A 21775-nucleotide genomic window follows, 5' to 3' on the forward strand; every position below is an offset into this window, starting at 1 on the left:
CACAAAGGTGCAGAGTTACAAAGGGACAAAGGTTTTCTGCTTTGAACCTCTGCCCCTTTGAACCTTTGTCCCTCAAAAAGAAAAAAAATGACCTTTTCAGAAGAAAATTATCTAAAATCGATATATCATCTTACTACTTCCAATGATTCAGAAGTAAGTACGAACGCTATTGCGGAAATGATGGAAACAAAAGCTTCATCGGTGACGGATATGCTTAAAAAACTGTCTGAAAAAGATTTAGTGAATTATAAAAAGTACCAAGGTGTTTCATTGACTGAAAATGGAAAACTTGCTGCCAAGATGATTGTTCGTAAACATCGTTTATGGGAAGTGTTTTTAGTCGAAAAATTAAACTTTTCCTGGGATGAAGTTCATGATATTGCGGAACAACTGGAGCACATTAAATCGGAGCAATTGATTAATCGTTTAGATGATTTTCTTGGAAATCCGACAGAAGATCCGCATGGTGACCCAATTCCGGATGCGAATGGAAGAATTGTTAAGATCGAGAAATACTTACTTTCTGAATTAACTGAGAATCAAACGGGAGTTTGTGTGGGTGTAAAAGATACTTCATCTGAATTTTTGAAATATCTGGACAAGCAGGAAATTGCTTTAGGTTCGCAAATCGAACTTTTATCTAAAGAATCGTTCGACTTATCTGTTAGGATTAAAATTGATGGTCGCGAATTGTCGATTTCGAATAAAATTGCTTCGAATTTGTTTGTGAAGCTGGTTTAGAGGGATGTTTCACGGAGATTCACTAAGAATTACACAGAGGTTCACGAAGGTTTTACTTTTTTGATTTAGGAAGTATTAATCCGTCGAAAATAACACAATATTGTCATTTCTGACAAACTCGGCGATAAACATTCTTTCGAAATCGAAAGCCATAGCCCCGATAGAAGTGGAAATCCTTTTGTGCCGGGGTTCGGCACAAAAGATTGGAACGAATTGCTTCGCCAGTTCGCACTTTCAGGCTCGGGTGCGGGATTAGCTCCTAAAAACCAATCCCTTCATTATTAAACAATCCCCTTCTCAATCATTTCCAGCATTACCGGAGATGCATTCTTGAATGTTGGCTCTTGTTCTACAATACTTCCTGCATTTTTCTTGTTTACTTTAAATGTCACATCATTAACTGTTGTGAATAACAATGCTGTTAAAAATGGATTTTTGATATAGGTTCCCAATAGCATTAAAGCTTCATCTAAAGTATGAGTGCTTTCGATTTCTTCAGTTTTATAGCGGGTTGTTAATGCAATTGAATAGGTATTATCTTCATTTATCGCCAAACGGAAATAGATGTTTTTAATCTCGGTATCGCCAATGGTTTTTGCTAAAGTAAGTTTGGCAAAAGTACCGGCTTGAATGCTTTCTTTGACACGTTCGCAAAAAAGAGCAAATATAGGTTCGTACATTTTTTTAAGGTTCTAAGGTTTTGAGATGCTAAGGTTCTAAGTTTTTAAAACCTTTGTTTTTATTTAACCGCAAAGTTCGCAAAGATTTAGGCAAGGTTCGCTAAGTTTTTTAATTTCCTTGTGTCCTTTGCGTAAATCTTTGCGAACTTTGCGGTTAAGAAAATTATTTTCCTGTAAATTCAGCTTTACGTTTTTCTAAAAACGCTGTTGTTCCTTCTTTAAAATCCTGCGTTCCAAAGCATTTTCCGAATGATTTTATTTCGGTATCAAATCCATCTTTACCGTCTTTATAATTAGCATTTATTGCTTTTATCGCTTTGCTTATTGCAAAAGGAGCGTTTTTAATGATTTTTTGAGCAATTTGAGTTGTAAAACTTAAAAGTTCAGTTTGTGGCACAACGTGATTAACTAATCCGTATTGTTTGGCTTCTTCGGCGGAAATCATGGTTGCGGTCATGATCATTTCCATCGCACGGCCTTTGCCTACTAATTGTGGTAAACGCTGTGTTCCTCCGTAACCCGGAATTAATCCTAAAGTTACTTCCGGCAATCCCATTTTAGCATTATCTGAAGCGACTCTGAAATGACACGCCATTGATAATTCTAATCCGCCACCTAATGCAAAACCGTTAACGGCTGCAATTACGGGTTTCTTTAAGTTTTCGATAAAATCAAATAACTTTTCTTGTCCTTCGGCAGCTAATTGCGCGCCTTCTTCAACGGTATAATTGGCAAATTCCGAAATATCCGCTCCGGCAACAAATGCTTTTTCGCCACTTCCGGTTATGATAATCACACGCACATCATCATTTTTACCTAATAATTTTACTGCTTTACTTAAGTCGCTGATAGTAGCTTTATTTAAAGCATTTAGTTTTGTAGGTCGGTTAATGGTTACGGTCGCAATTTTTTCTTCAATTGAGATTAAAATATTTTCGTAGTTCATGACGGTCGGTTTATGAGTTTGTGATAGGCAAGGAAACTGTAAAAGTGGTTCCTTTTCCGTAAGTTGATTCAAAGGTAATTGTTCCTTTGTAATTTTCGATAATGTTTTTTATAATTCCGAGTCCAAGTCCCATTCCACTTGTTTTGGTGGTAAATTTTGGCTCAAAAATGCGTGCAGTATCTAATTTCTGGATTCCAATTCCGTTGTCTTTTACGGCAATCTCTACATTATTGTCGCTGCGTTTTACAGTAACAACGATCGATTTATGAAACTGACTTTCCGGAATTGCCTGAGTTGCATTTTTTACCAGATTTGTAATGACACGGATCAATTGCGTACGATCCATTTTTGAGATAATTTCTTCTTCTTCACTTTCAAAAGTGATATAATCTTCGTTGAAAATATCTAAAGCTAATTCAACAACTTCAACCACATTTAAGGTTTCATTTTGCTGTGCCGGCATCGAAGCAAAATTCGAAAATGCCGAAGCAACTGCCGTCATCGTATCAATTTGCTGTATTAAAGTTTCAGAATAATCGTTTAATTTCTGTTTTACGTCAGGTGCCGTTGGATCAAACTTGCGTTGAAAACTCTGCACGGTCAACCTCATCGGCGTAAGCGGATTTTTAATTTCGTGTGCCACTTGTTTTGCCATTTCACGCCATGCTTCTTCACGCTCACTTTGGGCAAGTTTTATGGCGCTGGTTTCTAGTTTGTCCACCATTCCGTTATAAGCCTTGATCAGGAAATTGACTTCCTTGCTATTCGCTTCCAACACAATTTTCTCGTTTTTCTGATCCAGATTGGTTTCTTCTAAACGATCTGAAATTGTTTTAAGTGACTTGGTAATATAGGTAGAAAGGAAATAAGCCAACGCAAAAGCCACAACTAACATAAACGAATATACCTGACTTAACCGAATTAAAAAGGTGTTCAATTCGTTGTCGTAATATCCGTCATCTTCTAAATATGGGAGATTTAAAACGCCAAGTGGTTTAAATTTTTCGTCCTTGATTAAACTATACGATGATCTGTTTTTCACCCCATCGATTGTTTTAATATCTACAAAACGTTTTTCGATAGAGGAGCGGACTAATTTCAGGATATATTCAGGAATTGGCGGCGCTACTTTATCAACTGCAAAAGATTCTTTGGAGGATTTCAGTAATTTCCCGTCAAGGCTATAAATATTGATTTCGATTTTATGAATCTGAGCTAATTCGTGGATTTTATCTTTAAAAATTAAATCCAGATTTCCTGTTTTTAAGGGATAAGTTGTTGTAGAAAGCACATAATTAATATGTTCTTTTACGGCATTTTCTTTGCGCTCAAGACGTTCCTGATGGTATTCTTTGGCTTCATTTTTAAACTGAATAATCGAAATAGAAGCTAATAAAAAAGATGCCACAACAATCAATACAATCATCGAAAGGAAAATCCTGACACGAAGAGAAAGCATCGACATTTTGAAGTTGTTCAGCATATTTTTTTAATTGTTAATTGTTAATTATGAATTATTAGTGCGTTTAAAATTCACCATTAACAATTCATAATTAACAATTTTAAACTATTTTCTTTCTCTTATTCTTTTGTAAAATCGGAAACCCAACATTATTATAATCGAGAATAAAAAGATTCCGATAACACCGAAAATCCAGTTAATCGCGCTTTTTACAATTATTAAAAAAACTACTGCAAAAAGTATAATTGTTGCGCCTTCATTCCATAACCGCATAAAATTATTGGAATATTTTACCTCACCATTTTGCAATTGCTTAAAAATCTGGTGGCATTTTGCATGATATAAATACAATGCAAAAACGAAACCAAATTTAACCTGCATATAATCCAGATATATTAATCCCGGATTGAGATACAATAAACTAAAAGCAAAAATACTCGCCAAAACTGCTGATGGCCAAGTGATAATGTACCACAAACGATATGTCATGATTTTGTATTGCGCCTGCAAAATTTCCTTTTCAGGAGATAGTTTTTCGTTGGCTTCGATTTGATACACAAACAAACGCACAATATAAAACAAACCTGCAAACCAGGTTATTACAAAAATAAGATGCAGCGATTTTAAATAGTTATAATACTCCATTATTATTTGTTTCAAGTTTAAGGTTTCAAGTTTTTTTAAAAGTTGATTTTCATGCAACAATCTTTCTTCTTTACTCTTGCGTCTATTTTCTATTTAGCCCATTCGTTAATCCAGTTTCCAACCGTATCGCACCATTCGTCATCGTCATTCAAACATGGAATTGCCAAGAATTTCTGTCCTCCGTTTTTTTCGAAATCTTCTTTAGCGCGCATCGCAATTTCTTCCAGAGTTTCTAAACAATCAGATACAAAAGCAGGTGTTACAACCGCTAAATTTCTGATTCCTTTTCCTGGCATTTTATCAATTTCAACATCGGTATAAGGTTCTAACCATTTGTCTCCCGCTAAACGTGATTGAAAAGTTAAGCTGTATTTATCTTCAGGAAGTCCTAATAATTTCACCACTTGTTTTGTGGTTTCATAACATTGGTGACGGTAACAAAAGTCGTGCGCCAGCGAAGGCGTGTTGCAACAAGAACCATCAATTTTACAATGTGATTTGGTTACATCTGTTTTACGAATGTGACGTTCCGGGATTCCGTGGTAAGAAAACAATAAATGATCATAATCAAATCCAACTAAATGTTTATGAATAGAATCTGCTAAATTCTTGATATAATCCGGTTTGTTATAAAACGCAGGAACATCGGTAAAAGTCATTTGTGGAAATTTCTTTTTACGGATTTCTTCGGCTTTTACTAAAATAGTCAAAGTAGAAGCCATTGCGTATTGCGGATACAAAGGAAAAAGCAATACTTCGGTCACACCTTTATCATGTAATTCCTGAAGTCCTTTTTCGATTGTCATGCTTCCGTAACGCATTGCTAATGCTATGGGAACATTTACTAAAGGCTGCACTTTTTTCTGCATTCTTTCTGAAAGCACTACTAAAGGAGAACCTTCATCCCACCAAATTTTCGCATAAGCGTGCGCTGATTCTTCCGGTCTTTTTCTTAAAATAATACCGCGAACCAACAATGCTCTTAATAAATACGGAACATCGATCACGTGTTTATCCATTAAAAATTCGTCTAAATATGGTTTTACATCTTTTGGTGTTGGACTCTCCGGAGATCCTAAGTTTACTAATAATACGCCTTTCATTTATTTTTTCCTTTAGGCTTTAAGCTTTAGGCTTTAAGCATTTAATTTGTTTTTAAATTTCGTCAAAAGTATCATTTGTTACTTTTTGGAAATATGATAATTATTATTTTTTATTTATTGTTGAATATAGAAAATCAATTTGCTAGCTATTGGCACACGGATTAAATGGATTAAACAGGTTTTCGCAGATCTTGCAGATTTTTTAATTCGTGCTAATTTGTGAAATTTGTGTTTAAACATTCGTATTAATCGACATCAAATACTTTTTTGGAGTTGTCGCAAACTTCTTTTTGAATGCCGCTATAAAGTGACTTCCGGTGCTGTAGCCAATTTTCAATCCAACTTCATTTACATTATAAGATCCGCTATCGAGTAGTTTTCGAGCGAAATCCATTTTATAATCAAATAGAAATCCATAAACCGTGTCGCCGTAAATTTGTTTGAAACCCATTTTAAGTTTCTTTAAATTCAAACCAATTTCATCTGCCAATTCTTGTAATCCAGGCGGTTCAGCCATATTGGCGATGATAATTTCTTTGGCTTTTCGAATCTTCAAAACGTTATCTTCATCAATCAAAAACGGACATTGTTCTGCATTTGGATCTTCGGTTCTGTTAAAATATAAACTTAGCAATTCATATCCTTTTCCTTTATAATAAAGGTTTTTTATCGATGGATGTAAGTTATAATGAAACAACTGACTTAAAACAATCGCCATCGACGGACTAATATTTCCTTCGTTATAATATTTTTTGTCTTTATTATCCGGACTTAGAAAAGTAATATAGTCCGCTTCTGCAGAAAACAACGCGTGAAATTTCTTTATCGAAACAATTACGGAAATCACCCATGAATTTGGAGCCAACTCTAAATTAAGTGGTAATTCTTTCTGCGGATTGTATAAAAGGAGTGATTTTTCTTCTTTCAAATCCAAAGCATAACTGCCTTGATTGAACAAGAATTTAGCATTCCCTTTTATCCCGAAATGAAACTGTATCAGTCCACTACCTACTTCGTGCTGTCCGAAAAAAGGTTCTAAACTGTCGTTTTGAAAACGAATAAGCGTAAAGTCGTCTTCAATTTTAATAATTTCCTGCGAACTCATAGCGATGTTTTTTTAGAATAAAAATCAAGATAATCACCTGGCCTTATTTAGAATCACTCTAAACAAAACATTTCTAACCAATTGATTTTGCTACAAAAATACTTCTTTTTGCATAAAAACAGTCGTTTAGAAACAAAAAAACATACAGCGATACAAAAAGTACTTTAAGCGTTACTTTTGTAAACACTATAATCATAATTTTGTTGACACTTTTATGAAAGTGAATTTATGGAAAACAATAACGTACCTAAACATCTTTATTTTTACTCAGTTGGTCTGAGTTATAAAAAAGCCGATGCTGAGGTAAGAGGTACATTTAGTCTGGATGCAATTGCAAAAACGCGTTTGCTGGAACAGGCTAAAGAAGAAGGAATTGAAAGTTTGATCGTCACTTCGACCTGCAACAGAACCGAGATCTATGGTTTTGCAGAACATCCATTTCAATTGATAAAACTAATTTGTGATAACAGCAACGGATCAGTTGATGCTTTTCAGAAAGTTGGTTTTGTCTACAAAAATCAAGAAGCTATTAATCACATGTTTCGCGTAGGAACTGGTTTAGACAGTCAGATCTTAGGCGATTTTGAGATTATTTCACAAATCAAAACCAGTTTTGCCCATTCAAAATCTATGGGATTGGCCAATGCTTTTTTAGAAAGACTGGTAAACGCCGTTATTCAGGCGAGCAAAAAAATCAAAAATGAAACTGAAATCAGTTCTGGAGCGACATCGGTTTCTTTTGCATCGGTACAATACATTATTAAAAATGTAGAAGATATTGGCAATAAAAATATTTTACTTTTCGGAACAGGAAAAATCGGAAGAAATACTTGCGAGAATCTCGTTAAACATACCAAAAACGAACATATTACTTTAATCAACAGAACGAAAGATAAAGCGGAGAAATTAGCCGGAAAACTAAATCTGATTGTTAAAGATTATTCGGAGTTACACTTAGAACTTCAAAAAGCAGATGTGGTGGTGGTTGCTACGGGCGCTCAAAACCCAACAGTTGACAAAGCCATTTTGAATCTAAAAAAACCTCTATTGATTTTAGATTTATCTATTCCGAAAAACGTTAATGAAAATGTAGAGGAATTAGAGGGCGTAACTTTGATTCACATGGATTATTTGTCTCAATTGACGGATGAAACTCTTGAAAACAGAAAATTGCATATTCCTGCTGCCGAAGCGATTATCGAAGAAGTAAAAGAGGAATTTGTAACGTGGACAAAAGGGCGCAAGTTTGCTCCAACAATCAATGCTTTAAAAGAAAAACTGAATGCTATTAAAGTTTCAGAATTAGATTTTCAAAGCCGTAAAATTGCAGATTTTAATGAAGCTCAAGCTGAAATCATCAGTAACAGAATCATCCAGAAAATCACTACGCATTTTGCCAATCACTTAAAAGACGACGACACCATGGTTGATGAAAGCATCGAATGGATTGAGAAAGTCTTCAAAATAAAAGCATCTTAAAATTAATTTTTACCATTAAGACATTAAGTTAATTAAGTCTTTGCGGTTAAAAAATAGAATCATTAAGCATAGATAAACAAATTAAGCTTTGTGTTTATAGTCCCTCAATCTTAATTAACTTAATGTCTTAATGGTAAAAAACAAAAAGTTCTATGACAAAAAAAGAGGTTACTCAATTGGCTTATGAAATAACAGGTTTTGCGATAAAAGTCCATAAAGCTTTGGGACCTGGACTTTTGGAAAGCATTTATGAACAATGCCTCAAATACGAATTAGAACAAAACGGATATGATATTAAACAACAATTAGCTGTTAAAATTGATTATTACGACCTTGAATTAGAGTCTGATTTAAGAATTGATTTACTTGTAAACGATTGTGTTGTAGTTGAATTAAAAGCAATCGAAAATCTTTTACCAATTCACGAAGCACAATTACTAACATACATGAAGTTATTACAAAGACCTCAGGGGCTATTGATTAATTTCAACACTTTAAACATAACAAAATCCATGAAACCACTTGTAAATGAACATTTTGCAAAATTAACAGATTAGCTTCATTAACTTAAAAAAATAAAGACAAAGCTTAAAGACAAAGCTTAATGATCCTTAATATCTTAATGGTAAAAAAAATAAAAAACCTTGGTTTTAAAATAAAGAATGGCTGAAAAAATAATTAGAATTGGAACTCGCGATAGCGAATTAGCACTTTGGCAAGCCCATACTGTCGAAAAAAAACTAAATGATTTAGGTTATAAAACCTCGATCGTTGCTGTAAAGTCTACAGGTGATATCATTCTTGACAAACCTCTTTACGAACTGGGAATCACCGGAATTTTCACTAAAACTTTAGATATTGCTATGATCAATGGCACCATTGATATTGCAGTTCATTCGATGAAAGATGTTCCAACGGCCTTACCAAAAGGTATTGTTCAGGCAGCAGTTTTAGAAAGAGCGAATGTTTTAGACATTTTAGTTCATAAAGGAAATCCTGATTTCGCCAATCCAAGTACTATTGCAACCGGAAGTTTACGTCGTCAGGCACAATGGTTTAACAAATACCCAAATCATACGGTGGTTGATTTACGCGGAAATGTAAATACGCGCATGCAAAAATTACAAGACAATAACTGGGACGGAGCTGTTTTTGCTGCTGCAGGTTTGGAGCGTATTAACCTGAAACCAAGCCTCTCCCCGGCCCTCTCCGAAGGAAAGGGAGAAAACGGGAACTTTTCATACACAGATCTTGATTGGATGATTCCGGCACCGGCACAAGGAGCAATGCTGGTTGTGGCGATGGAAAATGATAATTATACGCTGGATGCGCTTTCTCAATTGAATCATATCGAGACTGAAATTTGTACTTATATCGAACGTCAGTTTTTAAGAACGCTGGAAGGCGGTTGTACCGCGCCAATCGGGGCCTTAGTTACTTATAATGAAGACGAAGACACTTTGCATTTTCAGGGTGCTTTACTTTCTGTTGATGGAAAACAAAAACTTGAAATTGAAAAAACGGTTGATATTTCCGAATGGAAAAAGCTAGGTTTCTTCGCCGCTCAGGAAATTTTAAGTAATGGCGGGTCCGATTTAATGGCATCTATTAAAGAATCTCTAAAAAAATAAATGGCAAAAGCAATTCAAATATTATCTACAAAAAAGCTTTCGGGCGAACAAAAACAAGCATTGGCAAAAGCCAATATTGAAGTAATCGAAGCTGATTTTATTCAAACACAAAACAAATCTTTCGAATTAAAAGACCTCAACGAGAATCTGATTTTTACAAGTCAAAATGCCGTCCACAGTGTTTTATCAGATCCTAAATCGGAAGAATTGAAAAGCAAGAATGTATTTTGCGTTGGCTTAAAAACCAAAATTCTTTTATCTGAAAGCGGATTTAATGTTGTCGCTTACACAGGCTATGCAGCTGATTTAGCCGAAATCATCACGTTGATTTATCGCAGCGAAAGCTTTACTTTTTTTAGCGGAAACTTACGCAGAGAAACGTTACCAAAAGCACTAAAAGATGCCGATGTTAAGCTTAACGAAATTCAGGTTTATGATACGTCATTAACACCTCAGAAAATAAAAACTGCCTTAGATGGAATATTATTTTTTAGTCCCTCCGGCGTTGAAAGTTATTTGAAAGAAAATACAATTAAAAAAGAAAAATGCTTTTGTATAGGAGAAACGACCGCAGAAGCTTTAGAAAAAATCACCAAAAATATTATTATTGCAGATCAGCCAACGGTTGAAGATGTGATTGAAGATGTAATTCTTGAATACAGCAATAAGCTTTAAGCCTTAGGCCATAAGCACAAAAATTTATATAGCAATACGCTTTAGGCTTTAAGCCGTAAGCAAATAATAAAACAGAAAACAACGCTTAAAGCCTAAAGCTTAAAGCCTAAAGCAACAAAAAAATGTTAAAAAACGACCTATTTTTAAAAGCATTAAAAGGAGAAACAGTTCAACGTCCGCCAGTATGGATGATGCGTCAAGCCGGAAGATATTTACCGGAATTTATCGCTTTGCGTGATAAATATGATTTTTTTACCCGTTGTCAGACTCCTGAATTAGCAGCAGAAATCACAGTTCAGCCTATTCGCAGAATTGCTCCGGATGCAGCGATTTTATTCTCAGATATTTTGGTTGTTCCGCAAGCAATGGGAATCGAAGTTTTGATGAAAGAAAATTTTGGTCCGTTTGTACCAAACCCAATTCGTTCAATGGCTGATGTGCACCGTGTTTATGTTCCGGACATTCAGGAAACTTTAGGTTATGTAATGGATGCGATTAAATTAACGAAAGAAATGCTGAACGATGAAGTTCCTTTGATTGGTTTCGCTGGTTCTCCATGGACGATTTTCTGTTATGCTGTTGAAGGAAAGGGATCTAAAAGTTTTGATACTGCAAAAGGTTTCGCGTTCTCAAACCCGGCAGCAGCGCATACTTTATTGCAAAAAATTACAGATACAACTATTTTATATCTTAAAGAAAAAGTAAAAGCGGGAGTTGATGCCGTTCAGATTTTTGATTCCTGGGGCGGAATGCTTTCTCCGGTTGATTATCAGGAATTTTCATGGAAATACATCAACCAAATCGTTGAGGCTTTGGCTGATCACGCGCCGGTTATTGTTTTCGGGAAAGGATGTTGGTTCGCTCTTGGTGAAATGGGTAAAAGCAGGGCTTCGGCACTTGGTGTAGACTGGACTTGTTCACCTAGAAATGCGCGTTATTTGTCTGGTGGAAACATTACTTTACAAGGAAATTTTGATCCGTCGAGATTGCTTTCTCCTATTCCAACCATCAAAAAAATGGTTCATGAAATGATTAATGAGTTCGGAAAAGATAAATATATCGTAAATTTAGGTCACGGTATTTTACCAAATATTCCTGTAGATCACGCTAAAGCGTTTATTGACGCGGTGAAAGAATACGGGAATTAAATACGGTAGTCAGTTTTCAGTCGCATTTAAGTCTGAAAACTGCAACTTGGACTGAAAACTTTAAAAACCATGCCTAAATGTTTGCAAACATAAACTTTCATAGAAACTCGCCCTTTTCTTTTATAGAATATGGATTTCAGGCGTATTATGCGTCTGTGTTTTTGATGGTTTGGATGCATCCGGAACAATATAATGTGTTTATGATAAATGATCTGGCTATTTTAATGGCTTTTGAATTTATCATGGTTCATTCGGGAGTTTTTATGGCGGTTATGCCTAAAAAAATATCACTGCTTGTATTTTTTCCTATGTACGGATTGTTTGCATATGGTTTCAATCATTCTGTAATTAATACAAATATCTTTTATATTTATTTACTCACGGTTTTAAACCGAATGCGATTTGCTTTCTCTAACGTAAGTCCGGAAGTTCGGGCAGTACAAATAGGAAAATCTGCTGCAAAAGCAATGTTGTATTTCTTTCTAATTTTTGCCGTATGTTTTGGAAACGCGTTAATTCCACAATTTGGACTAACAGAAGAGTTTTTAGAAAAATCCAAATATTTTGATACTGTAAAAGCAAGCGGATTATTTATAGACAAACCGTATGTCCCAATATGTATGGGATTTATATATTATTCGTTGCCGGTTTTATATTTTATTTACCGAACTATTAAAAAAATTGGCAATAGAAATAATGATCCTTTTCAAGAAAAGAATTTAATCTTTAGCAAAACAACATATAGTCAGAAATTTAACTCTGATAAAAAACGATAAATCATGCTCAACAAAGGACTTAGAGACGAAGAAAGTATCAGAATAGAAAATACTCTCAGAACTTTGCACGCTCTTATTTTTGTTCCTAAATTTTGGAATGCCGAAGATACGAGTCTTATAGATGAGCAGCTTAAAAGTTTTGGCTTAAGCTTAGAAAGAACAATTGAAATACCAGAAGAAGAATTGATCATTCTATTACAACAATGTCACTTCGATTGGAATCAGCAGGAACAATTTGCTGATATCTTAGTTGGCTTATCCCAGCAAAAACAATTTGATTTTTTAGGTAAAGCACTTGCCATTTACCAATATATTCAGCAGGAAAGTAAAGTTTTTTCCTTTGGGATAAATATCAAAATTGCTTCGGCTAAAAACAAATAGAATATGAGTTTTACAGATTGGAAAATAGACCGAATTGAAAATATTCTTCCAGAAGAGTTCTACAACCTCATCGAAAAGAATCGAAATCATATTGGAAAAACGTTTCCAGTAACTCTTGCCAATTCTGATTCTTTACAAAAAGCAGAAGATTTTCTGGCAATCAGCCTTGACAAAGAAAAAAACAGCGAAGGTTTTTATTTTTACGCAAGAGATATTAAAACCAACGCCTTAATTAGTTATTTGTGTGTAAAAACAATTGATTACCGCATTTCAAAATGTGAATTAGGTTATTTTGCTGATGAAGATTATCAGGGAAAAGGTGTCACGTCAAAAATGGTTTCTCAAGCACTTGAATTTTGTTTCAAAGAATTGAGTTTGAATAAAGTTTTTATCTGCACTTCAGAAATTAATGTTGCAAGCCAGAAAATTGCATTAAAACACAATTTTAAACAAGAAGGAATTTTACGCGACGAGTTCAGAAATGGTGATGGCGAATTACAAAACACCGTTTATTTTGGCTTGTTAAAATCAGAATATAATACAAATGAAAGATAAATCAACATTTGGATTTACTGAATCCGTTTTAGATGCAAAATTTATAGAAAGAGTAAAATTAGTTTTTAAGATTCTTTATTTTGGGTCTTACTTTTTTTGCTTTTATTATCTGATCAATTTTTATTTTTTTACAAATCGTACTGCAACAACATCCAATGGCGCCTGTGCAAATGGTTTTTCAATCCTTTTTTATCCATTTTTTGTAATTTTTATTCCTGCTTTTTATCTCCTTTGTACTTCACATTTTTCACAAAACGCAAAACACAAAAACTTATACTATAAATTAATAATAATCCCAGCTATTATTTTAGCAATATCATCCTATTTATACATAACAAGATGAAAGATAAATTTTACGCATACATACAAAAATTACAAGACCAGATTTGTGCTGGACTAGAAGCTGTTGACGGAACTACAAAATTCCGTGAAGATCTCTGGGAACGTCCGGAAGGCGGAGGCGGAAGAACACGCGTAATTGAAAACGGAAATGTTTTTGAAAAAGGCGGTGTCAACATTTCTGCCGTTCACGGAAAATTACCTGAAGCCATGCAAAAGATGTTTGGCGTTGGTGAAGCTGATTTTTTTGCCTGCGGACTAAGTTTGGTTTTACATCCTAAAAACCCTATGGTTCCTACGGTGCACGCCAATTGGCGATACTTCGAAATGTATGATAATTCGACTTCGGTTAGTACAGGTTCTCCCAAAATAATCGAACAATGGTTTGGCGGCGGACAGGACTTAACGCCTTATTATTTGTTTGAAGAAGATGCAAAACACTTTCATCAAACGTGCAAAACGGCATGTGACAAACACAATTCGGAATTTTACCCAAAATACAAAAAACAATGTGACGCTTATTTCTGGAATGCTCATAGAAACGAAGCGCGCGGCATTGGCGGTTTGTTCTTTGATTATTGCAAAGCAAATGAGCAAATGTCAATGGAAGACTGGTTTAATTTCGTAAGCGAAGTTGGCGATAGTTTCTTAGAAGCGTATGTTCCAATTGTAGAAAAAAGAAAAAATCTCGAATATACTCCTGAAAACAAAACCTGGCAGGAAATCCGTCGTGGTCGTTATGTTGAATTTAATTTAGTTCATGACAAAGGCACATTATTCGGTTTAAAAACCAACGGAAGAATCGAAAGTATTTTAATGAGTTTGCCTCCGCACGTGCAATGGGTTTACGATCATCATGCAGCAACGGGAAGTGTTGAAGAGAAATTAGTGAATGTACTGGAAAATCCTGTTGACTGGATTTAATATATTCAAACTTTATGGCAATAAATTGTAACGATTTATAGAGTCATTTTTATTAGAATTTAATATTTCGCTCCTATTGAGTTATTAAAGTTTATAAATGATTAATTGAATAAATTATAGTGCAATTGTTGACTGGATTTAATACAATTAAAACTTATAGGGGTAATCTATTTATAACGGTTTTGTAAATTTATTTTATTGAAAAATCATGAAATAAATATGTCGCTCCTCTGGAGCTAAACTGTAATACTAAATGCTTTTCTATAAATATTACGCTTCTCCGAAGCTATTAAAATTAAAATATAATTTTATTGCATAAGTCCCAGCGGGACAATATATTTATAGAACCATATTAATTTATTTTAATGAACCCCAGCGGGGTGACATCTAATTAAATTACACATTCATGGCAAACACCTATTCGCAATTGTACATTCATGTCGTTTTTGCTGTGAAAGGCAGACAAAATTTAATTTCAATAATCTGGAAAGATGAAATCTATAAATTTATCACTGGAATTGTAACAAATAAGGAACAAAAACTGATTGCTATTAATGGAATGCCGGATCATGTTCATATTCTCATTGGGTTAAAACCTGATAAATCAATATCGGATTTAGTCAGAGATATAAAAGCGAATTCATCAAAGTTTATAAATGACAAAAAATGGATTAACGGAAAGTTTGAATGGCAAACAGGATTTGGAGCGTTTTCATACAGTCATTCTCAATTGACAAATGTTATAAATTATATTCATAATCAGGAAGAACATCATAAAACAAAAACGTTTAAAGAAGAATATATTGAATTTTTAAAATTGTTTAATGTCGATTTTAAAAACGAATATTTGTTTGAGGATGTTTAATTTCCATGTTTGAATAAAATTATATTTCGCTCCGCTGGAGCTCTGTCAAATATATATTATTATTTTTCTATAAATATATTGCTCCGCTGGAGCATTTCAAAACAAATGATATTAATATTATTTCATCGCTAAAATTAAAAAAGATCTGTATTTCCTTTAAGTATATACTTCGCTAGAGCTCAAATTCAATAGCGAATGTTTTTTATAGATATATTGCTCCCATTGAGCATTTCACAATAAACATTATTAATATTATTCCATAGTTAAATAAAAAAGATCTGTACTTCCTTTAAGTACATGCCTCGCTAGAGCTCAAATTCAATAAAGAATGTTTTTTCTATAAATATATTCCTCCGCTGGAGTATTTCAAAACAAATGCTATTAATATTATTCCACATCTAAAAATTAAAAAAGGTCTGTTTTTGCTATAAATATATTGATCTGCTAGAGGTCAAATCCAACACGTAAAAATATTTCTCAAAAACATACTACTCCGCTAAAGCATTTTAAAAAGAACCATTCATTAAATCCCATCGGGATGATATATTTATAGAAATCAATGAATTTAGTTATAAAACCCCATCGGGGTGACATATTTTTTATATCATCAAAATTAAAATGCATAAATTAGCTATAGACTATTATCGAAATAAAAATGAAGCTAAATCTGATTTATATAGTATTTTTTGGAAGCATTTTTGGGTGTTTTGCCCAAAAAGATTCATTACAGAATCCCTATTTTAAATCTTACGATGATAAGGTCACAGCCAGTATTTACTATTTAGATACTTCTAATAATTTTGAGATTGCGTATAATTCTGTAGGTCAAAAAAAATATGTGGATCTTAATCCTAACCGACGTGAACAAATGGGCGTTGGTTTAAGTTACAAATTTGTTGATATCAGTTTTGGTTTTGCACCAAAGTTTCTTAGCGAAAACAAAGACAATTCAGATTCTAAGCTCTTTAGTTTTAATACCCGTTTTTACTATAAAAAATGGATGCAGTCTTTTACTTTTATCAATCAAAAAGGGTTTTATATCAGTGAAGGTCCGGTAAACGTTTTTTTACCCAAAATGCGTACTACCAAGATTGGCGGCACAACTTCATACATTTTTAATGATAATTTCTCCTATAAAACGTTAGTCAATCAAAATGAATGGCAAACGAAAAGCTCAGGAAGTTTTATTCCCACTTTTTCATTTTATTACACCAATCTTAATTTAAACACTGAGCCTGATTCATCAAATGGTGATATTTATGTTTTTTCATTGGCTCCCTCCTATTTTTACAATTTTGTAATCAGTGATCGCGTTTTAATAGGAACGGGACTTGCTTTTGGAGCAGGTATTAATGATGTTGACGGAGATGTTTCGGCATTGTACCAATTAGATTTTAATTTAAAGCTTGCCTATAACAGAGATCGTTTCTTTGCTTTTGCGAGTTTAAATACGCTGAATTTCCTTCAGAATGATTCGGCGGAAGCCCGATTAAATGACAATATATCAACTGTGAAATTTAATATCGGATATCGGTTTGATCCTCCCAATAAAGTAAAGGAGGTTTACGAAAAAGTAAATCAGAAAACAGGACTGTAAATATTTAAATTAAGCAACCCCGATAGTGATCGGAAAATAGAATCTAAAATTAAATACTATGAAAAATAGAGAAAGATACATCGCACAATTACACCGCATGCATTCCGGAAAAGGGTTTATTGCCGCATTAGATCAAAGTGGCGGAAGCACGCCCAAAGCATTATCGCAATATGGAGTTGAAGAGAGCAGCTTCACGAATGACGACGAAATGTACACGCTTGTTCATGAAATGAGAACCAGGATTATCAAAAGCCCTTCGTTTGATAGTGAATATATCTTAGGCGCTATTTTGTTTGAAAACACAATGGACCGCAAAATCGACGGAGAATGGTCTGCGGACTATTTATGGGAAAATAAAAAAATAGTTCCCTTTTTAAAAGTAGACAAAGGACTTGCTGATCTTGCAAATGGCGTACAATTAATGAAACCAATTGCTAATTTAGATGAATTGTTAAACAGGGCTGTGGAACGAAATGTTTTTGGCACTAAAATGCGCTCTGTGATTAAAGAAGCCAGTGCTACAGGAATTCGCGAAGTAGTCGAGCAGCAATTTGCGGTTGGTTTACAGATTTTCGCAAAAGGACTTATCCCAATTATAGAACCTGAAGTCGATATTTATAGTGCTGATAAGGAAAAATCAGAAGAAATTTTAAAAGATGAAATCATAAAGCAACTTGCTTTACTTGATAAAGATGTGAAAGTGATGCTAAAATTGTCCATCCCAACGGTGAATGACTTTTACCTTGAGCTAATGTCTGATCCGCATGTTGTACGTGTTGTAGCTTTATCTGGTGGATATGATCAGGACGAAGCCAATCTTAAACTTTCGCAAAATCACGGCTTGATTGCAAGTTTCTCGCGAGCATTGTCTGAAGGATTAACTGCCGGACAATCTGATGATGATTTCAATACTAAAATAGGAACGACAATTAAAGAAATTTATACCGCTTCGATTACATAAAAATCCATTTTTTTAAGAATTTACATTAGCGAAAGCAAGTCATAAAAATCCCCGTGAAAGAATATTCCGGGGATTTTTGGCTTTAAATATTTATAGATTATTTACTTAATTCATCAGCTAAATCTAAAGTTTGTAAAATGATATTCTTATCAGATTTTATAGTATTTAGCTTAAATTCAAAAATCAACTTATTATCTATTAGTTTTTTAGGAGATTCAAATGTGATATCTCTAAATTGCTGTGATACGATTTTTATTTTCTTTGATTCACTTTCTTTTGCATCAGTGGTTTTATTGTATGCATTGGCAATTCCGTCAAAATTTAACTGACCTGAAATGTAGTTTTTCTTTAAGGTTTTTTTTGCTTCTTTAGTAAAAGATCCTTTTCCTGTATTAAAATAATCAAGCGTATTGGCGATAATTACAACATCGTTGTCTTTTTTAATAAATACATTTCCGTAATATTCTGTTCCGGTGATCTGGTAAAAATCGCCTTTTTGAACTAACATCTTTTTGCGAATTCCTAATTGAATCAGTTTGTCTCCAAATGTAGGATGCGTTGAAGTAAAAACTACTGAAAACAATGGAATATTTTTTTTTACTCTTTGCTCTGTTACTGTTTCTTCATAATTTTCATCATATCCGTACGATTTTGTTGTTACTTCAATTTCTTTCATATTGTACAAAAACATACTCAAATCACCATCAAAAAGCGTTGCTGTAGCTTCTTCATCGACTATTGTCGATATTAAATCAGCCACAAGAGTGACATCTTCTTTAACAAGTTGCGGGTTTTGAAATAACTGAGCTGTTAGTGACGGAAAATTTTCAAGAGCTGCTTTGCTGTTAATGTGGTAAGACATATATCCTAATGGTTTTTGATCAGGAAAATAATTAAAGATATTCTTGTTTACTTTTCTGCTTATTATTTTTTCAGCGACTGCTGTCATTGATTCAGAATATTCAATTATTTCTTCAACACGCGCGTTATTATTATCAAAATAAAAGTCCAGGTTAATTCCTTTTACAAGATTTGAGGCATTTTGCTGTAGTGGCAAAAATTTATTATAGCTGGCAAATTGAGATAAAGCGCCATACGTATCCTTAAATTTACTCATTACTGAACTGTAATTAAGCCATGACGAAATATCAGCAGTACTATTTACTTTTTGTGAAGCTGGTGCTACAAAACCATTTTCGAATAATGACTTGATAAAAAGGTTTTGCTTTTCTGACCGCAAAGCGTTAAAATCTGCTTCGGCTTTTTCATATTCAGCAGTATTAATTCCGGAATAATCTTCTTCCGTCTGATCAGTTACCGCTGTGTCAACCGCGATTTCTGCTGCTTCATCATAAGGTTCCGTAACTGAAATAGAGTCTTGATAATTCCAATTGTATTTCTCAGAAGTATATTTTTTAGTCAATTCTACAATTACCAAATAATTATCATTCCATGCAAATGACATTTTTTGATTTTTTGGAACATAAACGGAATATTTAACCAAGTCCTGAATTACTGGAACCTCAATAGAATCCGTATGTTTTTGGATCATAAATTGTCGAAAAGATTCCCTGCTTTTTATCGGAATAGTAACTTGATAATACGGAATACTATCCGTGAAATTTCCGTGAATCGTTATATTTTGATCCAGTTGAAAAAGAGCTGCATACTTATTCAAATCAAGATAATCTTTACTTTCCTTGTATTTGTTCATCAAGGGATGATTTAATACATCGCCAACATTTACTTTTTTAGAAAGCTGGTTTCCATTAAATTGAACAAAATAATCGTATTGTTGTTGATTGGCCTGACCAAAAGTCAAATGAATGGCGAATAATAAAAGGAACGTATAAAAATACTTCATAAATCAAGGGGTTAATTGGATGGTATTGTTCATTAATGCCGATTTTTTAAGTACGCTGTACATACTTTGTTTTAAAAATACGGTCTTTTTGTTTTTGGAAATTTTACTGTTTGGATTTTCTACTGCCTGGACATCTTTATCAAATGTGTAAATAGAAATTATACTAGCCGCTTCAAGATCTTGTTTTTTCTTGGAGTCTTTTATCAGTTTTTCAGGAATTGGATACGATGCAATCCTTTCGAAGTTTTTGACATTACTGCTAAAATGAATCTGATCGCTTTGATTATTTATGCTATTGACAACGGCATTAAGTGCTTTGACATTTGCATAATTAAGTTTGATAATGAAAACATAATTTTGAAAATCAGTTTTTGTAGTGACATTTGAAACGCCGTCAATTTTTGAAGCTTTTGCTTTAAAGTCTTCGAGTTTTTTAGTGATTTCCTGTTCGTTAGGAATTTTAACGCCATCGACTTCTTCGAGCCAAATAGCTGATTTTGTCTTGAACCAGGATTTTGAAAAGTCGACCATCAGCGTATATTCGCCACTTTGATCATAGTGATGTTTGATTCTTTCTGTTATTTCGAAACAACTTGTTAAGAGTAAACAACAGCATAAAGCGAGAAATTTCTTCATTTGGCAAATTTAATCGGAAATTTTCTAAAAGCAATAGTAAATTCAATTCTTAATGTAATCTGTAAAAATGTAAATTTTAGATAATATTAACGGATTCCGGCTGAACGTAAACACCTTATTCTGTTGATTTTTCTTTAACTTTGCACCACATTAAAAAGTTGAATAATCTTCAAAAAAACAACTCCGTTTTAGAAACACTGATTTAATCCGATGTATGTAAAAAAGAATCAGATTAAAATCTAAATCTAAAATCTAAAATCTAAAATTATATGTTCCCATTACAAAGAAACCGCCGTTTAAGAACCAATGAATCTATTCGTTCTCTAGTTCGTGAAACAAGTTTGAGTCCGCAAGATTTTATGCTTCCAATGTTTGTTGCCGAAGGAAAAGACGTAAAAGTTGCTATCCCGTCAATGCCCGGAATTTACAGACATTCGTTAGATAATACTATCAAAGAAGTTAAAGAAGCTTGGGATTTAGGTATCAAAGCGGTAAATATTTATGTAAAAGTAAGTGATAATTTAAAGGATAATAAAGGTGTTGAAGCCTGGAATAAGGATGGTTTAATGCAACAAACTATTCGCGCCATTAAAGATGCTGTTCCTGAAATGATTGTAATGCCGGATGTTGCTTTAGATCCCTATTCAATTTATGGTCACGACGGAATTATCGAAAACGGTCAATTAATTAATGATGCAACAGTTGATGCTTTAACCAGAATGAGTTTAAGTCATGCTGAGGCCGGAGCCGATTTTGTTGCGCCAAGCGACATGATGGACGGACGTGTTTTAGCAATCAGAAAAGCATTAGAAGAAAACGGACATCACAATGTTGGAATCATGAGTTATAGTGCAAAATATGCTTCGGCATTTTACGGCCCTTTTCGTGATGCATTAGATTCTGCTCCGGTAGATTCTCAAAATATCCCGAAAGACAAAAAGACATATCAAATGGATTATGCGAACCGAATTGAAGGAATTCGTGAAGCATTATTAGATGTTGAAGAAGGTGCAGATATTGTAATGGTGAAACCGGGAATTGCTTATTTAGACATCGTTCGTGAAGTAAAAAATGCAGTTCATGTTCCGGTTGCCGTATACCAGGTATCTGGTGAGTACGCTATGGTAAAGGCCGCAGCGGAAAGAGGATGGTTAGATCATGACAAAATTATGATAGAGCAACTTTATTGCATTAAGCGTGCAGGAGCAAGTATTATCTCTACTTATTTTGCCAAAGAAGCTGCTTTACTTTTAAATAGATAA

Annotated in this window: 22 protein-coding genes; 14 read left to right on the forward strand and 8 right to left on the reverse strand. The window is 33.8% G+C overall.

What is annotated here, in order from left to right:
* Window positions 1-87 precede the first annotated feature (87 nt).
* Complete coding sequence (locus ACHRVX_RS07440; protein WP_395330804.1) at window positions 88-741, forward strand: metal-dependent transcriptional regulator; 654 nt, start codon at window positions 88-90, stop codon at window positions 739-741.
* Between the two features lie 281 nt (window positions 742-1022).
* Here the strand turns inward: ACHRVX_RS07440 and ACHRVX_RS07445 are convergent, their stop codons facing one another.
* From ACHRVX_RS07445 to ACHRVX_RS07470, 6 genes are all read right to left on the reverse strand, one after another.
* Window positions 1023-1421: a hypothetical protein gene (locus tag ACHRVX_RS07445; RefSeq protein WP_395330806.1), complete on the reverse strand. Its 399-nt coding sequence runs from the start codon at window positions 1419-1421 to the stop codon at window positions 1023-1025.
* A 163-nt stretch (window positions 1422-1584) separates the two neighbouring features.
* Entirely contained in the window at window positions 1585-2367 is a 783-nt protein-coding gene (locus ACHRVX_RS07450; RefSeq protein WP_395330808.1) for an enoyl-CoA hydratase/isomerase family protein, read from the reverse strand.
* A gap of 10 nt (window positions 2368-2377) precedes the next feature.
* Window positions 2378-3793 (reverse strand): sensor histidine kinase, encoded by a 1416-nt coding sequence (locus ACHRVX_RS07455; RefSeq protein WP_395331624.1) that lies wholly within the window; start codon window positions 3791-3793, stop codon window positions 2378-2380.
* A 141-nt stretch (window positions 3794-3934) separates the two neighbouring features.
* On the reverse strand, window positions 3935-4474 hold the full coding sequence (locus tag ACHRVX_RS07460; protein WP_395330811.1) for a CopD family protein: 540 nt from the start codon (window positions 4472-4474) through the stop codon (window positions 3935-3937).
* 89 nt (window positions 4475-4563) lie between these two features.
* A complete protein-coding gene (gene hemH / locus ACHRVX_RS07465) occupies window positions 4564-5577 on the reverse strand; it encodes a ferrochelatase (protein WP_395330813.1) in 1014 nt (337 codons plus the stop codon).
* 232 nt (window positions 5578-5809) lie between these two features.
* Entirely contained in the window at window positions 5810-6682 is an 873-nt protein-coding gene (locus ACHRVX_RS07470) for an AraC family transcriptional regulator (protein ID WP_026982335.1), read from the reverse strand.
* 228 nt (window positions 6683-6910) lie between these two features.
* On the opposite strand from ACHRVX_RS07470, the gene hemA reads away from it, so the two are divergent.
* The 12 genes from hemA (at window position 6911) to ACHRVX_RS07530 (ending at window position 18013) form a co-directional block, all read left to right on the forward strand.
* The gene (hemA, locus tag ACHRVX_RS07475; protein WP_395330816.1) at window positions 6911-8161 is read left to right on the forward strand and encodes a glutamyl-tRNA reductase; all 1251 of its coding nucleotides are present in this window, start codon (window positions 6911-6913) and stop codon (window positions 8159-8161) included.
* A gap of 152 nt (window positions 8162-8313) precedes the next feature.
* A complete protein-coding gene (locus tag ACHRVX_RS07480) occupies window positions 8314-8718 on the forward strand; it encodes a GxxExxY protein (RefSeq protein WP_395330819.1) in 405 nt (134 codons plus the stop codon).
* Window positions 8719-8823: 105 nt separating this feature from the next.
* The gene (gene hemC, locus ACHRVX_RS07485) at window positions 8824-9792 is read left to right on the forward strand and encodes a hydroxymethylbilane synthase (RefSeq protein WP_395330821.1); all 969 of its coding nucleotides are present in this window, start codon (window positions 8824-8826) and stop codon (window positions 9790-9792) included.
* On the forward strand, window positions 9793-10467 hold the full coding sequence (locus ACHRVX_RS07490) for a uroporphyrinogen-III synthase (protein WP_395330824.1): 675 nt from the start codon (window positions 9793-9795) through the stop codon (window positions 10465-10467). It begins immediately after the preceding gene.
* 122 nt (window positions 10468-10589) lie between these two features.
* A complete protein-coding gene (gene hemE / locus ACHRVX_RS07495; RefSeq protein ID WP_395330826.1) occupies window positions 10590-11615 on the forward strand; it encodes a uroporphyrinogen decarboxylase in 1026 nt (341 codons plus the stop codon).
* A 77-nt stretch (window positions 11616-11692) separates the two neighbouring features.
* Window positions 11693-12391 (forward strand): hypothetical protein, encoded by a 699-nt coding sequence (locus tag ACHRVX_RS07500; RefSeq protein WP_395330829.1) that lies wholly within the window; start codon window positions 11693-11695, stop codon window positions 12389-12391.
* A gap of 3 nt (window positions 12392-12394) precedes the next feature.
* Window positions 12395-12772 carry a hypothetical protein gene (locus ACHRVX_RS07505; protein ID WP_395330831.1) on the forward strand — a complete coding sequence of 126 codons (378 nt, stop codon included), beginning with the start codon at window positions 12395-12397 and terminating at the stop codon, window positions 12770-12772.
* A gap of 3 nt (window positions 12773-12775) precedes the next feature.
* On the forward strand, window positions 12776-13327 hold the full coding sequence (locus ACHRVX_RS07510; protein ID WP_395330834.1) for a GNAT family N-acetyltransferase: 552 nt from the start codon (window positions 12776-12778) through the stop codon (window positions 13325-13327).
* 339 nt (window positions 13328-13666) lie between these two features.
* Entirely contained in the window at window positions 13667-14590 is a 924-nt protein-coding gene (gene hemF, locus ACHRVX_RS07515) for an oxygen-dependent coproporphyrinogen oxidase (RefSeq protein WP_395330837.1), read from the forward strand.
* A 406-nt stretch (window positions 14591-14996) separates the two neighbouring features.
* Window positions 14997-15455 carry an IS200/IS605 family transposase gene (gene tnpA, locus ACHRVX_RS07520; RefSeq protein WP_395330839.1) on the forward strand — a complete coding sequence of 153 codons (459 nt, stop codon included), beginning with the start codon at window positions 14997-14999 and terminating at the stop codon, window positions 15453-15455.
* A 655-nt stretch (window positions 15456-16110) separates the two neighbouring features.
* Entirely contained in the window at window positions 16111-17052 is a 942-nt protein-coding gene (locus ACHRVX_RS07525) for a DUF4421 family protein (RefSeq protein WP_395330842.1), read from the forward strand.
* 58 nt (window positions 17053-17110) lie between these two features.
* Window positions 17111-18013 (forward strand): fructose bisphosphate aldolase, encoded by a 903-nt coding sequence (locus tag ACHRVX_RS07530; RefSeq protein WP_395330844.1) that lies wholly within the window; start codon window positions 17111-17113, stop codon window positions 18011-18013.
* 97 nt (window positions 18014-18110) lie between these two features.
* On the opposite strand, the gene ACHRVX_RS07535 is transcribed toward ACHRVX_RS07530, so the two are convergent.
* A complete protein-coding gene (locus ACHRVX_RS07535) occupies window positions 18111-19877 on the reverse strand; it encodes a hypothetical protein (protein ID WP_395330846.1) in 1767 nt (588 codons plus the stop codon).
* A gap of 3 nt (window positions 19878-19880) precedes the next feature.
* Window positions 19881-20513, reverse strand: coding sequence for a hypothetical protein (locus tag ACHRVX_RS07540; RefSeq protein ID WP_395330849.1), 633 nt, complete (start codon window positions 20511-20513; stop codon window positions 19881-19883).
* A 269-nt stretch (window positions 20514-20782) separates the two neighbouring features.
* Between ACHRVX_RS07540 and hemB the strand changes: the two genes are divergently transcribed.
* Window positions 20783-21775: a porphobilinogen synthase gene (gene hemB, locus ACHRVX_RS07545; RefSeq protein ID WP_395330851.1), complete on the forward strand. Its 993-nt coding sequence runs from the start codon at window positions 20783-20785 to the stop codon at window positions 21773-21775.

It is taken from the genome of Flavobacterium sp. FlaQc-47 (assembly GCF_044006475.1).
In the GTDB taxonomy this organism is placed as follows: domain Bacteria; phylum Bacteroidota; class Bacteroidia; order Flavobacteriales; family Flavobacteriaceae; genus Flavobacterium.

Coding starts and splice junctions, on each gene's coding strand:
- ACHRVX_RS07440 (WP_395330804.1), top strand. CDS start 88: ATGACCTTTTCAGAAGAAAATTATCTAAAATCGATATATCATCTTACT.
- ACHRVX_RS07445 (WP_395330806.1), bottom strand. CDS start 1,421: ATGTACGAACCTATATTTGCTCTTTTTTGCGAACGTGTCAAAGAAAGC.
- ACHRVX_RS07450 (WP_395330808.1), bottom strand. CDS start 2,367: ATGAACTACGAAAATATTTTAATCTCAATTGAAGAAAAAATTGCGACC.
- ACHRVX_RS07455 (WP_395331624.1), bottom strand. CDS start 3,793: ATGATTGTATTGATTGTTGTGGCATCTTTTTTATTAGCTTCTATTTCG.
- ACHRVX_RS07460 (WP_395330811.1), bottom strand. CDS start 4,474: ATGGAGTATTATAACTATTTAAAATCGCTGCATCTTATTTTTGTAATA.
- hemH (WP_395330813.1), bottom strand. CDS start 5,577: ATGAAAGGCGTATTATTAGTAAACTTAGGATCTCCGGAGAGTCCAACA.
- ACHRVX_RS07470 (WP_026982335.1), bottom strand. CDS start 6,682: ATGAGTTCGCAGGAAATTATTAAAATTGAAGACGACTTTACGCTTATT.
- hemA (WP_395330816.1), top strand. CDS start 6,911: ATGGAAAACAATAACGTACCTAAACATCTTTATTTTTACTCAGTTGGT.
- ACHRVX_RS07480 (WP_395330819.1), top strand. CDS start 8,314: ATGACAAAAAAAGAGGTTACTCAATTGGCTTATGAAATAACAGGTTTT.
- hemC (WP_395330821.1), top strand. CDS start 8,824: ATGGCTGAAAAAATAATTAGAATTGGAACTCGCGATAGCGAATTAGCA.
- ACHRVX_RS07490 (WP_395330824.1), top strand. CDS start 9,793: ATGGCAAAAGCAATTCAAATATTATCTACAAAAAAGCTTTCGGGCGAA.
- hemE (WP_395330826.1), top strand. CDS start 10,590: ATGTTAAAAAACGACCTATTTTTAAAAGCATTAAAAGGAGAAACAGTT.
- ACHRVX_RS07500 (WP_395330829.1), top strand. CDS start 11,693: ATGTTTGCAAACATAAACTTTCATAGAAACTCGCCCTTTTCTTTTATA.
- ACHRVX_RS07505 (WP_395330831.1), top strand. CDS start 12,395: ATGCTCAACAAAGGACTTAGAGACGAAGAAAGTATCAGAATAGAAAAT.
- ACHRVX_RS07510 (WP_395330834.1), top strand. CDS start 12,776: ATGAGTTTTACAGATTGGAAAATAGACCGAATTGAAAATATTCTTCCA.
- hemF (WP_395330837.1), top strand. CDS start 13,667: ATGAAAGATAAATTTTACGCATACATACAAAAATTACAAGACCAGATT.
- tnpA (WP_395330839.1), top strand. CDS start 14,997: ATGGCAAACACCTATTCGCAATTGTACATTCATGTCGTTTTTGCTGTG.
- ACHRVX_RS07525 (WP_395330842.1), top strand. CDS start 16,111: ATGAAGCTAAATCTGATTTATATAGTATTTTTTGGAAGCATTTTTGGG.
- ACHRVX_RS07530 (WP_395330844.1), top strand. CDS start 17,111: ATGAAAAATAGAGAAAGATACATCGCACAATTACACCGCATGCATTCC.
- ACHRVX_RS07535 (WP_395330846.1), bottom strand. CDS start 19,877: ATGAAGTATTTTTATACGTTCCTTTTATTATTCGCCATTCATTTGACT.
- ACHRVX_RS07540 (WP_395330849.1), bottom strand. CDS start 20,513: ATGAAGAAATTTCTCGCTTTATGCTGTTGTTTACTCTTAACAAGTTGT.
- hemB (WP_395330851.1), top strand. CDS start 20,783: ATGTTCCCATTACAAAGAAACCGCCGTTTAAGAACCAATGAATCTATT.